Source organism: Actinopolymorpha pittospori (assembly GCF_014873875.1).
Lineage (GTDB): Bacteria > Actinomycetota > Actinomycetes > Propionibacteriales > Actinopolymorphaceae > Actinopolymorpha > Actinopolymorpha pittospori.
The window spans coordinates 4,361,214-4,374,224 of sequence record NZ_JADBEM010000001.1 but is presented as its reverse complement, the minus strand read 5'-3'; the positions used below and the strand labels follow the sequence as shown (position 1 = coordinate 4,374,224).

Here is a 13,011-nt window from a genome sequence, read left to right as displayed (position 1 = left end):
CCGACTGACCAAGCCTGCGTAGGGTTCTCGGATGTTCGACCTCCAGGCACGGCTCGCATCCGTCGTAGACCGACACCGACTGGTGGGCGCGTCGGCGGCTGTCTCACTTGCGGGAGTCAGGCAGTGGGCAGCCGCGGGTGTTGCCCATGCGGGCAGGCGAACGCCCATCTCGCGCGGCACCGCGATGCAGGTCGCCTCCATCACCAAACCGATCGTGGCGACCGCCGCGGCCATGAGTTCTCGTTCGAGTCGGGACGAGTTGGACCGACCGGTGGTCGAGCACCTGCCAGAACTCCGTGCCCGTTGGAGGATCTCGCCGGACGTCACCACGCGCCAGCTGTTGAGCCACACGTCCGGGCTGCTCGAGGAATCCCTGACCAGGCCGGTGCTCGCCGCGCTGGGCGATGGTGACGACGCGCTGACGCGTGCTGCCGCGCTGGTGGTGGAGAACGCGCAGGCGGCGGCCCCTGGCGACGTCTGGCAGTACTACAACGGCAACTACTACCTCGCCGGGACGGTGCTGGCTCGCCTCTGGGGGGACACCTTCGAGGCCGGCCTTCGGAAGGTCCTCCTCGACCCAGCCGGGATGCACGCGACAGGCTTCACCACACCCGGCGACGCCGCGGACGGGCACGCGGGCGGCGAACCGGTCCCGCCGGAGGACGAGCCGCGCGCCAGACGCCCCGCCGCCGGACTGTGGTCCACCAGCGAGGACCTGATGAACTTCGCGGAGTTCCTGCTGGACGACCCTGCGCTCACCGAGACCGTGACGACCCGCGCCACGCGCTCGACGTCGAAGACGCAGTACGCGCTCGGCTGGGAGGTGGCGGACGGAGTCGCCTTCCACCACGGCACTCGGCCCGGCTCCGGCCATCGATCCCTGCTACTCATCGCGCCACGGCATCGCTTCGCGGCGGCGATGCTCGTCAACGACGAGGCCGGCGAGCGCGCCGCCGACGACCTTCTGGCCGACGCCCTGACGGAGTGCACGGGACTCCCCGGCCCGTGGCCGAAGTGACCTGAATCGGACGTGGTGACGGATCGAGTCGTGCGCGCTGACGGGCGTGGCGGCTAGCGTCCGCGGAATGCTCGAAGCACCGGAGGACCTCACCGCCGAACACATCTCGGCGGCACTGCGTAGGTGGTGGGGCATCGATCCCGTCGACGTGGACTACGCCGCGGTCGGCCACGGAAGCCACAACTGGATCGTCCTGGCCGCAGACGCCACGAAATGGTTCGTGAAGGCGGACCGTAAGGGCGAGGACACGAGCGCGTTCTTCCTGTCGACGTACGAAACCGCCGCCGTACTCCGCGACGCCGGTCTCGATTTTGTGCACGCCGCGGTACGCGATCGCTCCGGCCAGTTGCGCCGGGAGGCGTCACCGTCCTGGGAGATCGGCGTCTTCTCCTTCATCGACGGAAGGAACCCGGACTTCCACGGCAGCGCCGCGGAGCGGGCGCAGATCGCCGAGACCCTTGGACGCCTACATGCCCACCCACCGACGTCAGTTCCGGCGCTGCGCTGGGAGCCTGGCTACCGCCAACCCGAACTTCGGCAGCTACTGGCGACCACACGCGACCGGTCATGGTCGCGGGGTCCGTACGCACAGGCGGCGTACGACCTCTTCACCACCTCGGCGTCAGGCATCGAGGAGCTCTTCGCCCTGCAGGGCCACTTGGTTCACCGCCTCCGGCGGGCGGTCGATCCGTGGGTGATCACGCACGGCGAACCACACGGCGGCAACACGATGCTCGACCTCGCCAAGGAGATCCACCTCATCGACTGCAACGCGATGATGCTCGCTCCGCGCGAACGGGATCTGTGGCTGCTCCTGTACGTCGGCCACGAGTTCCCGCTCGACGTCGACAACACCGGGGTGCTGGCCGCGTATCAACGTGGTGCGGGTCCATTCGAACCACGCCCGTTCGTCCTGGAACTCTTCCGGGCGGAGTGGCATCTCAGCGAGATATCGGGCTACCTCCAGGAATTCAGCACCCCGCATGGCGATTCGGAGGACGCGGCCAACGACTGGCACTATCTGAATCGCTATCTCCCGGTCACGCGGAACTGGCCCGAGATCCGCGTCAGGACGTGACGCCCCCGAGCGTGTCCTTCCACAGCCACGCTCGGGCGCCTTTCTCTTTCCAACCCCACCCGCTCCGTTGTCGAGCCCTTTGACGTAGGAGTGACTGGGTGGGGAGGTCTTCGGTGGTTCCACGGCCGCGCCGGCGACGTAGGCCGAGCGGCGTCCGGGCAGGTGCGTAACGGCGGATGATGTCACGCGCCACGTCGTCGACGGCCCGCGGGTCGAGGTCGCCGGCGATGACGCGTTCGCGGAGGACGTCGCGCACCGTGTGGGGGGACGGGCCTGGCGCGGCCATGGAATCGGAGGGCTCCGGATGGCCCGAGCTGAGGGCGCTCATCCGAGAAGCACCTTGTGGTCGGTGACCCACGCGACGGCGAAGCGGACCACCTTGTCGTAGTCCTCTGCGCCGGCCGACCAGGGGCAACCAGGCACCCAGTGCCAGCGGTCGTTGTCCAGCCACAGGTACATGTGGAGTTCGTCATTGGCCGGTTCGATGATCCGGACACCCCAACGTTCCCGCGTGGCGTCCCAGGCGGGAGCGGCTTCGACGCCTTCCCGGTAGAAGCAGTCGGCGGCCTCGGCGGCCCGCCTGCCGGCCTGCGCACGGCAGGCCGCGATCCGTCTCTCGATCGCCTCGCGTTCCTGCTTCCAGCTCGTTCCGATCATCCCGGAGCCCTCCCGCGGAACACTCGTTGGACCTGAATCATTCAGTCGAAACGAATGATCCTGAGAGTGACAGCGTTTCCAGGCGTCGGCAAGCTTTTCGGCCCCGGAAAGTGATGACAAAGCGTGCATCTTCCCAAGAGCTAGACTTGCGCGACTCAGGTGCCCACCACGGGGAGCGAGCACAGGTGATCAGCCCCTATGTCTGTCGACTACGCCTCGCCCGGGAGCTCGCCGGCTTCCGCAAGCGGGCCGGGCTGACCCACGAGGCGCTGGCGCGCAAGAGTGGCGAGTCCAAGCCGAAGATCAGTCGGCTGGAGAACGGCCACCTGCGGCCCGCGGTCGACGACGTTCTCGCGATCGCGGAAGCGCTGAACATTTCACCCGACGAAACCGCGATGCTTCGTACCCTCACCGAAGGCGCGGCCCAACGCGGGTGGTGGGAGAAACAAGCCCGCGACATGGGTCGGCGACAGGCCGCCATCGCCGACCTGGAGCAGGGCGCGGCGACGATCCGGGAGTACACCACGTTCGTGCCGGGACTGCTCCAGACGTCGGACTTCATGCGGGCCATCGCCCAGCACGACGACCTCGTTCTCGCAGGCGACGGCCATTTCGAGCCCAGCGCGATGGTTCGAGCGCGCGCGACACGTCAGCGGATGCTCCGGCTGCCGGGTGGCCCGTCGTACGAAACCATCATCGACGAGCTGGTTCTGCGGCGGCCGACCGCGCCGCCGGGCATCCTCGCCGAGCAACTCCGGCACCTGGCCAAAGTCGCTCAGGACGACGTGATTGTCCGCGTTCTGCCGATTGGCGCGATTCTGCACAACTATCGGGTGCCAAACTCCGCTTTCACCCTATACACGTACCCTGATCCTACCGATCCTGTAATCGCCTCAGTGGATACTGTGACGTCCGACATCGTGCTAGCCGATGTGGGCGAGGTCGCTCAATACGAACGACTGTGGAACCGTCTCCGCGAGGCGGCTCTGTCTCCAGAGGACAGCGTCGACCTTCTCACGGAGGCAGCGGCCGATTTGGAAAGGACGATCAGGTCGTGAAGAAGCAACTGCGGTACGAGGAGCTTAGTGGCTGGCGAAAGGCCACCGCTTCCAACGGAGGAAGCAACTGCGTGGAGGTCGGCTCGTCGGCTACCCACGTGGGTGTCCGAGACACGAAGGACCGTGACGGCGGCACCCTTGCCGTCACCAGGACGGGGTTCGCCGCCTTCCTCGGCGGCGTCAAGGCCGGCGAGTTCGACCTTCCCCGGTAGGACCACACCGACAAGCGACAACGCACAAGCGACACCAGATTCACCCACTCAGAAGATTCAGTCGGTGGAAGTGCCCGCCCCCGCGCGGGAGCGGGCACTTCCACCTTTCAGAACACCGTGTTCGCCAGCCAGTGGTCGAGGATCCTCCGGTCGCCGGTAACCGTGACGGCACTCTCATCGACGGCGACCCGCCGGGTGAACACCAACAGCAGATCCCGTACGGAGCCGTGCATCACGACGTCGCGCTCCACCACGGCACCTTCCCCGGTGTCGCCGTCGGCCGCCAGGCGTTCCCACCTCACCCCGTCCGGCGTACGGGTGATCCGCCAGCCAGCACGGAGACCTTCGGCTCGCAGCACGATCGTCTCGCCCTGGCCGCTGAGCACGGCAAGGTCGGGTCGGAACGCCTCCAGGCCTGGAGCGGACAGTATTTCCAGCCCCTCCCCGATCGCGTCCGCCGCGAGGTCCGGCGCGATCTCGAACGCCGCACCTCGCAGCAGCGCCGCGTCAGCAAGGTGCACCGAGGTGTCGTTCAGCATCCGACGCAGCCAGAACACCGCGGGCCGCTGTCCGAGGACTGTCCACACCGCGGTGTCTGCGCCGGTGATCTCGACCGCGGCGATGAGGTCTTCTGCTCCCTCGAGCAGCCAGCCGGACCAGCCCTCGCGTGGACCGGGATCCACGTCCCGCGGATCCGGTACGGTGCCAGGCTCGCGGCTCCGCACCAGTTCGGCCGCCCACCGATGAGCCTGACCGATGTGCGCGACGAGGTCCCGCACCCGCCACTCGGGGCAGGTGGGTACGTGGGTGGTCGGATCGGCACCCTCCAGCGCGTGGGCGAATGCGGCGGTGTGCGCCCGGAGTCCCTCCGCAAGCCGCGGAATGCCCGGTACCCCTGTGTCGACGTCCGATGTGGTCATGGCAACTGCTCCTCTCCCTTCGGTGCTCAGGTCGGTCAGAGTCGTCGCGAGAGCGGACCTTCCGCGGCGTGCACCCCTGACGCGTCCGTACGCTAGGACGTCCACCCAGGTGGAGGTTCCAGCGAAAGTGAGCGAGACCACAGCAGCCGGCACACTCGGAATCGGCGAGCTGGCACAGCTGACCGGCGTGCCGGTCCGCACCATCCGCTTCTACTGCGACGAGGGGATCCTCGCGTCCGAACACAGCACAGGCGGACATCGGCGGTTCGACGGGGCGGCCGTCGACCAGCTCAGCCTGCTGCGACGCCTGCGCGGTCTCGGCCTGAGCCTGCCCGCCATCACCGACGTCCTCACCGGCCGGCGATCTCTCGCCGAGGTCGTCGCGGCCGAACGAGCGGCCCTCGACGTCGAGTTGGCCGCACTCGCCTGGCGCCATGCGTCACTACGGGCCGTGGAGACGGCTGCCCCGGCTGAGCGGGCCGCACGCCTCGACCTGCTCGCCGCGGTGGAGGACGGCCGATCGGCTCACGACGCCCTGGTGTCCTTCTGGAGGCGGACCATCGCGGCGCCGATTCCGGAGGAACTGGCCACCGCGATCATCACGATGAGCGTGCCGGACGCCCCCTCTGACCCCACCCCGACCCAGGTGGTCGCGTACGCCGAGATGGTGAGGCTGACCACCGACCGGTCGCTCACCCGCCAACTCCTGTACCGCGCCAGGGAGGAGCGGCAGGTCATCGCCGACGAGGCCATACTGCTGACCGGGATGGCGGAGGCGTTCGAGCTTGCCGAGCCGCTGCTGCTCGCGGGTCAGCGGCCCGGACCGGGGCGCGCACTCGACCATTTCGTGGAGGCGCACGCGGCAGTGCGGAACACCCGAGACACGCCCGGCTTCCGACGCCAGCTGGTCGGCCGCGTCGCCGTGCATCGCGATCCTCGTGTCCGCAGGTACTGGCATCTCATGACCGAGGTGACGGGTGAGCACAACCCCGGGGTGGTTCAGGCCTGGTTGCTCGACGCCCTCGACGCCTCCGTCGCTACCTCGCCTCGTACGCCTCCCGCGCTCGGATAGTCGGGTCGGAGTCTGGTCTCCAGCTGCGGGTCAGCCGACCGTGCGGCCCAGGAACTCCCGGATGTGCTGGGACCAGACGTCGGGCTTCTCGAAGTGGCACATGTGCGCCGCCTCCGGAACGATCGCCAGCTCGCTGTCGGGCAGCGCGGCGTGCAGTCGATGGGCGAGCTGCACCGGGAAGCCCATGTCCTTCTCACCGTGCAGGATCAGGATCGGCTTGCCGCATGCGCGCAGGATGTGCTCGGGGTCGCCCGGACACCAGGGGTGCATCCTCCCGTCGACGTACCGCTCCCAGCTCCAGTCGCTCGTGGGATCGAGCCCGTTGAGCATGTCGAGGTAGGCCGGAGCGAGGTCGAGATCCCAGACGAAGATGGTGGAGTTTCGCCTGACCCAGCCCTCCGCCTCCTCCGCTCGCCGGCGCCGCTGGTATTCGTCCCAGCCCGCGAGGTACGGCTCGCTGTCAGCGCTAGGGTAGGTCGTCGTGGAGGCGAGGATCAGACGGCGTACCTGGTCGGGATGCTTGTCCACGAAGTGCATCGCCGCGCGCCCGCCAGTGGAGAAGCCGAGCAGGTCGACCTGGCCGAACCCGAGCCGGTCGATCAGCCGGTGCGTGTCCTCGACGACGTACTCCGGTTGGTAACGATCCTCGGGCAGGTTTCGCCCACTCCGGCCGCAGCCACGGAAGTCGAACAGCACCACGTGATGGTCACGAGCCAGCGGCTCGAACCCGGGCAGGAGGTAGGCGTGACCGACGTCCGGCCCGCCGTGTATGACGACCAGTGGCGGGCCCTGCCCCGGCTCGCCGAGCTGGCGGACGTAGAGGCTGACCTCCCCGACGTCGACGAACTCGCCTTCCCCGTCGATGTTTCCGTCAATGTCCTCGTCAACGTCCCCGGCGTCCATGGCGCGCATCGTGCCACTGCGCTCCGACAGTTCAGACTTCCCCAGTGGTACCGAACTTCCGCGGTGGTTACGAACTTCCGAACTGGTACGACTTCCTATCGGTACGACCGCGCCTGCAGGTCGTAGAGCTCGGCGTAGGGGCCGGTGCGCGCGAGGAGTTCTTCGTGGCTGCCGACCTCGGAGATCTCACCGTCGTCGACCACGACGATGAGGTCCGCCGTCCGGACGGTGGAGAACCGGTGCGACACGAGCACGGTGACCATGCCCCGGTCCGATCCTGAGCGCGCGGTCGCGGCGTACCGTTCGAACAACCCGTGTTCGGTCTGGGCATCCAGACTGGCCGTCGGCTCGTCGAAGAAGACGAGCAGCGGTCGCTCCCGCATGAGGGCTCGGCCGAGGGCAAGCTTCTGCCACTGTCCCGTCGACAGCTCCACGCCGTTGTCCCAGCTGGAGCCGAGCCGGGTGTCCGCGCCGTCGGGCAGGTGCGGCAGGACGTCGGAGGCACCGGCACGGTCGAGCGCGCTCCCGACCGCCTGGACGTCGTCGAGCCGGGACAGGTCACCCAGACCGACCGTGTGGTGAGCGGTGAACTCGAGTCGCGCGAAGTCCTGGAACGCCGCCGAGAGTCGCTGCCGCCACTGGTGAACGTCGATGCCGGCCAGGTCGACTCCGTCGACCAGGATGCGTCCCTTCGTCGGCTCGTACATGCGACACAACAGCTTCACCAGCGTGGTCTTGCCGGCGCCGTTCTCGCCGACCAGGGCGACGACGGTACCGGCGGGGATGTGAAGTGACACGTCTCGAAGTGCCCAGGCCTCGGTGCCGGGATAGCGGAAGGACACCCGTTCGAAGGCGATCCCGTCGCGGATCCGTTCCGGTGCGGGGCCGCTACCCGAACCCCGCGCTGCCACCGAGCCCGCGTACTCGCGCAACCACAGCATCCGATCCGCGGCACGCAGCACGCTGCCGAGCGCCGCGACCGCCTGGATGGGGCTCATCACCGCCGCCTGCATGCGCTGGCACCGATAGACGGTTATGACGACCTCGCCGATCGTGCCGTGACCGGCGGCCGCCCGCCAGAGTGCCAACAGGATCGCGCCGCCGAACCCGACCGCGAAGATCAGGTCGCGGACGTTGGCGAGGACCGCCGCGCGGCGTTCCGTCGTCAGTCGCGCCCGCATCGAGTCCGTCCACGCCGTACGGAAGCGGGCCAGGATCTCCCGCCGCAGACCGAACACGCGAAGCTCCATCCCCGCGTCTCGATCCGTCGTGAGGCCGCGGAGGTGGCGGGCGAGCCGAGCGGGAGCGGCGGAGCGTTCCTCCGCCGCGCGGGACCACCGCTGGTGCGCGGCGGCGATCGGGATGGAGGGAAGCACGAAGAGGACGAGGAGCAGCAGCCACGGGCTCAGGACTGCCAGCGTGACGAGGGTCGCCAGTCCGCTGACGACGATGTTGACGGTGTAGATGAGTGAGTTCACCGAGTAGCCGAGCAGGCCCTGGCTCTGGCGGAGGAGCTCCAACCGGTCCTGGTAGTCGGCGCGTTCTTGATGGTCCAGGCCGGGGATCGAGGCGGTCAGTGTCGCGATCTCCCGGTCGAAGGCGAAGCCGACCTCCTCCATGAGCCGCACCCGGAGCCAGGACCCCGTCCACGCACCCACGAACCACAGGGCCCGCGCGCCTGCGATGCCGGCGGCTCCGACCACCACGGACACGGGATCGTGGTGGAGGACGCCATCCGTCATGACCTTCAGGCAGACGGCGATGATCGGTGGGGTCAGCTGACCGAGGGGTTCGAGCAGGAGGCCGAGGGTGCGCCACGGATCGGTCGCGAACGCCATCCTGGCCAGCATCCGGATCGCTCGCCAACGGTCACGCATCGCGGACCACCTCCGGTCCCGACGGCACCGCAGCCGGCTCCTCCACCGCGAACCGCTGCGCCTGCAGGGCGAACATACGTGCGTAGCGGCCCTCTTGGGCGATCAGCTCCTGGTGGGAGCCGTCCTCGACGATTCGCCGGTCGTGTACGACGAGAATGCGGTCGGCGCGGCGCACGCTGGACAGTCGATGCGACACGAGGATCGTGGTCGTGCCCCGCGTGAGATCGAGGAACTGCTCGAACAGTTCGGTCTCAGCACGCACGTCGAGGTTCGCGGTCGGCTCGTCGAGGATCAGCAGGCCGGCGCCGCCACGGACCGCGGCCAGTGCGCGCGCGAGGGCGACCCGCTGCCACTCACCACCGGACAGGTCCACGCCGCCGTCGTAGCCGCGGGCCAGCACCGTGTCCCACCCGTTGGGGAGCCGCGCCAGCAGCTCGGCACCGCCGGCGTCGCGGAGCGCGGCCGCGACCGGGTCGACCGCGGTGTCGTCGACCGGCACGTCGTCGTCCGCCGTGGTCAGGCTGCCGAATCCGACGTTCGCCCGAAGCGAGAGTTCGTAGCGCACGAAGTCCTGGAAGATGACCGCGACCCGTCCCCTGGCCGCCACCTCCGCGTCCAGGCCATCGAGCAGGACCCGTCCCGAGTCGGGCTCGTAGAGGCCGCACAGGAGCTTCACCATGGTGGACTTACCGGCGCCGTTCGCACCGACGATCGCCGTCGACTGGCCGGCCGCGACGTGCACGTTCAGTCGGTCGAGTGTCGGACGTGAACGCCCGTGGTAGGTGAAGCTGACGTCGCGCAGGCGTACGTCGACCGCGCCGTCCGTACGCCGCCGATCCGGTGGTGTGGGGCGAACCGGATCCGTGGTGGCGAGCAGCGAACCCAGCCGCTCCACGCGTTCGACGGCGTCGAGCGACCTGGTCAACCACCACTGCATGTCGCCCAGCCAGCCGAAGCTGAAGGAGACGACGGCCGCCTGGACGAAGACGGCCACCTCCCCTACGCCGATGGCGCCGCGGTTGACGTCCCGGCTCAACGTGAGCAGGACCAACCCGTGAGCGAGCAGGATGGCGGCGACCACCACCGCGGTCAGAAGCCGGTTGGCTCGCCGGCTACGCCAGATCGCGCCGAGCACGCTCGACCATGCGTCGGCATACTGTCCGACCACCCACCCGGCCAGGCCGAAGACCCGCACCTCCTTTGCGGCACCCGGACCGACCGCCAGGCCACGCAGGTACTCCGACCGTCGCACCTCCGACGCGCCCTCGCTGATCCCGACCGTGACGCCTTTGGCGCTGGCCCGCCGATAGGACAGGTTGACCAGCTGCCACACCGACGCGAGGAGCAGCGGCGCCCACCACCGCAGGCCCAACAGGACGATGAGCGCGCTGAGCCCGGTGAGCCTGCTCATGGCGATGTTCGACATCGTGCTGACCGTCGAGCGGAGTTGGCCACGCCGCTCGGCGTCCTCCAGGGCGGCGAGCTCACCGGTCACCTCCGGGCGTTCGAGCGGGGCGACACCGCGGGTGCCCAGAACGCTCCGAGCGATCGTCTCGTGGAACGTGCTGGTGAAGGCGCTGTCCAACACCTGGCGGAGGTAGCCCGCGGCGTTGTGTCCGAACGCCCGGAGCGTCCAGCCCACGATCACGGCGGCCAGGGCGAGCAACGCGGTCGTCCCGTCCGCCGAGCCGAGCCCATGCTCGACGGCCGCCGGGAGTGCACCGACCAGCTCACCCGTCGCGAGAATGATCGCGGTGGGGAGAAGACCGAGGACGACGACGAGAACACCGAGGGCCACGACATGAGCGGGACCCGCCCGCCAGAGCAGCCGCAGGAGCGACCGCCACCGTCGTAGTGGTCGGGTCAGGACGTCCGTGCGAGCTTGCCCTCGTGCGACCACAGCACCCCCGGGTGCGGAGACGTCGGAGCTCACCTGCGGACCAGACCTCGACGCCAGACGTGGATGCCGGACGACCTCGGATCGGGTCGTACTGGCATGCGAATCAAAGGCCCGGACATTCTGTCGGCGGGAACGAGATTCGTCCACCCACGCGGGAAACCGGTCGGCTACCGGCCGGCTACGACCAGAGCTCGAACGGCTCCTCAACCGAGTCACCGGCGAGCAGGGCTCCCAGCAACTCCGGCAGCCTGCCGGGGTAGAACCGCTCGCGGCTGCTGATCAGCTCGGCCACCGGCCACCAGCGGAAGCCGAAGTAGTCATCGTCCTCGAACTCCACGCGCTGCGACCCGTCGACGGCAGGACCCAAACCAGACAGGCGTACGAGCGCGACCACCTCGTTCTGGAGGTGCCGGGTGCCGCGGTAGCGGAACGAAGCTCGGCGTGACCAGGTGGCGGCACCAACAGAATCGACTGTGATGGCGATGCCCGTCTCCTCGAGCAACTCCCTGACGGCGGCGTCGCGGTAGGTCTCGCCCGACTCGATGCCGCCTCCGGGCAACTCCCACCACTGGCCCAGCTCCGGGTAGGTCGGGTCGTGGGTGTGGAAGAGCAGCACCTCGTCGTTGGCGTCGAGCACCACGAGCCGCACCACGTCGCGTTCCCGGACCGGAAGATCGTCTGGAAGTTCGACGTGCGGCTCTGGTTCGATCATGGTTCCAAGTCCACCACAGGCCGCAGCCGTCAGGTACGGCGGCGGTTCTCCTTGAGCCACCCGACCGCGAAGTCGACAACCTCCCGTTGCCGGGCGAGCGTGCAGCGGGCCGAACCCACCAGGCCGATCGAGGGGTGGTGGGCCGCGTCGAAGTCGGCGCCCAGCCGGGTGAAGTCGTCGGAGTCGACGTCGATCTCGGTCCAGGTCGCCCACTCCCGCTCGCCGGCCGCGGTGCGAACCGCCGCCGCGTGCTCTGCCACCGGAGACTCCGGAGTCCGGTACTCGGCCAGGTGCATCGAGGTGTTGTTCCCGTGCCCGACGCCGAGCAGGAGGATGTCGCCGTCCAGCGCGTAGACGCGTCCCAACGGCGACTCGTCGCCGAGCCCGGAGTCGAGGCGGTGGTCGGCGGTGACCTCCTTCGCCCGGGCGCCCAACGCGGCGAACGACGTGCGCGGATGATCACTGCGTACGGCCCCCGGCCAGTTCCGAACCGTCTCCGGAATGATGCCGACGGCCGTGCTCGGTGTCAGGGCCGGGTCGAACGGCGGCATGTGTGCCCGGATCACCGGCCACCACGACTCGGGTACGGGCGGGTTCACCCAACCGGCTGGGTCGGAGTTGACGCCGGTGTGGGTCGGCACGACGAGGGTGCCCGCCGGGCCCAGGACGTCAAGGAGCGCCTGCACCACCACGACCGGGCCGCCGCACACCCAACCGAGCGAGGACAGCGAGGAGTGGACGAGCACGACGCTGCCCGGACGTACGCCGAGGCGTCGCAGGTCGGCGGCGAGGCTCTCCCGGGTGCGGGGTTCGGTCTGTTCGTCAGCTTCGGACACCCCGCGAGCATGTCACGCGGCACCGACCGCCCACATCCGGATATCCGGCCGGCGGAAGGTGGAACCCCTACCTGGCGGTCACTCCGCTTCCCCGGCCCGCCACCGCTCGGCGGTGATCCGCCACAGTACGTGCCGGTGGAGCGGGCTGTCGGGGCGCAGCCCAGGGTGGTCGAAGTCGTCCGCCGGAGCATGCGTCATGCCGATCTTGCGCATCACCGACTGCGACCTGAGGTTCGGGACGGCCGTGAACGACACGATCTCCTTCAGCCCCACTTTGTCGAAGCCGAAGGCGAGCGCCGCACGCGCCGCCTCGGGGGCGTATCCGTTGCCCCACGCGGATCGCGCGAGCCGCCAGCCGATCTCCACGGTCGGGGTGAAGTGCGCCTCGAACGAGGGTTTCGACAGCCCGGTGAACCCGATGAACTGCCCGGTTGCCAGCACTTCGAGCGCCCACAGGCCGTAGCCGCGCTCGTCGAACCCGGCCTCGATCCGGCGTACCAGGTCGTCGCTCTGCTCGCGGGTCATCGGAGCCGGAAAGTGCTCCATGACCTCGGGGTGGCTGTTGAGTGCGGCGAACGGCTCGAGGTCGGCCTCCCGCCACCGACGGAGCGACAGACGGCTGGTCAGTAGCACAGGTTCGTCAGGCACCCGCAGACCTTACAAGAGATCGCACCGGGCGGGTCGGCAGCGCGCGTTCGCTGGGTGATCGGCGCGTCACGCAGGCGGCCGGCGCACTCCGGGGCGATCTGGGCGAAACGGCACTGTCCG

Annotated in this window: 14 protein-coding genes; 5 read left to right on the top strand and 9 right to left on the bottom strand. The window is 69.0% G+C overall.

What is annotated here, in order from left to right; translation table 11 throughout:
- The first annotated feature begins 31 nt into the window (after window positions 1-31).
- On the top strand, window positions 32-1,018 hold the full coding sequence (locus HEB94_RS20635) for a serine hydrolase domain-containing protein (RefSeq protein ID WP_192751420.1): 987 nt from the start codon (window positions 32-34) through the stop codon (window positions 1,016-1,018).
- 67 nt (window positions 1,019-1,085) lie between these two features.
- Entirely contained in the window at window positions 1,086-2,096 is a 1,011-nt protein-coding gene (locus HEB94_RS20630) for a phosphotransferase enzyme family protein (RefSeq protein WP_192751419.1), read from the top strand.
- Here the strand turns inward: HEB94_RS20630 and HEB94_RS20625 are convergent.
- Together HEB94_RS20625 and HEB94_RS20620 are read right to left on the bottom strand one after the other, a co-directional pair.
- Window positions 2,086-2,424, bottom strand: a complete 339-nt coding sequence (locus tag HEB94_RS20625) for a hypothetical protein (RefSeq protein ID WP_192751418.1) — start codon at window positions 2,422-2,424, stop codon at window positions 2,086-2,088. The genes HEB94_RS20630 and HEB94_RS20625 overlap by 11 nt on opposite strands.
- A complete protein-coding gene (locus tag HEB94_RS20620; RefSeq protein WP_192751417.1) occupies window positions 2,421-2,753 on the bottom strand; it encodes a hypothetical protein in 333 nt (110 codons plus the stop codon). The genes HEB94_RS20625 and HEB94_RS20620 overlap by 4 nt, the downstream gene beginning before the upstream one ends.
- Before the next feature lie 26 nt (window positions 2,754-2,779).
- On the opposite strand from HEB94_RS20620, the gene HEB94_RS20615 reads away from it, so the two are divergent.
- Together HEB94_RS20615 and HEB94_RS20610 are read left to right on the top strand one after the other, a co-directional pair.
- On the top strand, window positions 2,780-3,811 hold the full coding sequence (locus HEB94_RS20615; protein ID WP_192751416.1) for a helix-turn-helix domain-containing protein: 1,032 nt from the start codon (window positions 2,780-2,782) through the stop codon (window positions 3,809-3,811).
- Window positions 3,808-4,023: a DUF397 domain-containing protein gene (locus HEB94_RS20610; protein ID WP_337917858.1), complete on the top strand. Its 216-nt coding sequence runs from the start codon at window positions 3,808-3,810 to the stop codon at window positions 4,021-4,023. The genes HEB94_RS20615 and HEB94_RS20610 overlap by 4 nt, the downstream gene beginning before the upstream one ends.
- A 107-nt stretch (window positions 4,024-4,130) precedes the next feature.
- On the opposite strand, the gene HEB94_RS20605 is transcribed toward HEB94_RS20610, so the two are convergent.
- Entirely contained in the window at window positions 4,131-4,943 is an 813-nt protein-coding gene (locus HEB94_RS20605) for a maleylpyruvate isomerase family mycothiol-dependent enzyme (protein WP_192751415.1), read from the bottom strand.
- A 127-nt stretch (window positions 4,944-5,070) separates the two neighbouring features.
- Between HEB94_RS20605 and HEB94_RS20600 the strand changes: the two genes are divergently transcribed.
- Window positions 5,071-6,015 (top strand): MerR family transcriptional regulator, encoded by a 945-nt coding sequence (locus HEB94_RS20600; protein WP_202896460.1) that lies wholly within the window; start codon window positions 5,071-5,073, stop codon window positions 6,013-6,015.
- Between the two features lie 30 nt (window positions 6,016-6,045).
- Here HEB94_RS20600 and HEB94_RS20595 read toward each other — a convergent pair whose 3' ends face one another.
- From HEB94_RS20595 to HEB94_RS20570, 6 genes are all read right to left on the bottom strand, one after another.
- Window positions 6,046-6,918: an alpha/beta fold hydrolase gene (locus tag HEB94_RS20595; protein WP_192751413.1), complete on the bottom strand. Its 873-nt coding sequence runs from the start codon at window positions 6,916-6,918 to the stop codon at window positions 6,046-6,048.
- A gap of 95 nt (window positions 6,919-7,013) precedes the next feature.
- Window positions 7,014-8,795, bottom strand: a complete 1,782-nt coding sequence (locus HEB94_RS20590; RefSeq protein ID WP_192751412.1) for an ABC transporter ATP-binding protein — start codon at window positions 8,793-8,795, stop codon at window positions 7,014-7,016.
- Entirely contained in the window at window positions 8,788-10,728 is a 1,941-nt protein-coding gene (locus HEB94_RS20585; RefSeq protein ID WP_337917857.1) for an ABC transporter ATP-binding protein, read from the bottom strand. The genes HEB94_RS20590 and HEB94_RS20585 overlap by 8 nt, the downstream gene beginning before the upstream one ends.
- 145 nt (window positions 10,729-10,873) lie before the next feature.
- Window positions 10,874-11,407 carry an NUDIX hydrolase gene (locus HEB94_RS20580; protein ID WP_192751411.1) on the bottom strand — a complete coding sequence of 178 codons (534 nt, stop codon included), beginning with the start codon at window positions 11,405-11,407 and terminating at the stop codon, window positions 10,874-10,876.
- 29 nt (window positions 11,408-11,436) lie between these two features.
- Window positions 11,437-12,243, bottom strand: a complete 807-nt coding sequence (locus HEB94_RS20575) for an AAC(3) family N-acetyltransferase (RefSeq protein WP_192751410.1) — start codon at window positions 12,241-12,243, stop codon at window positions 11,437-11,439.
- 78 nt (window positions 12,244-12,321) lie between these two features.
- Window positions 12,322-12,891: a GNAT family N-acetyltransferase gene (locus tag HEB94_RS20570; protein WP_337917855.1), complete on the bottom strand. Its 570-nt coding sequence runs from the start codon at window positions 12,889-12,891 to the stop codon at window positions 12,322-12,324.
- Between the last annotated feature and the right edge of the window lie 120 nt (window positions 12,892-13,011).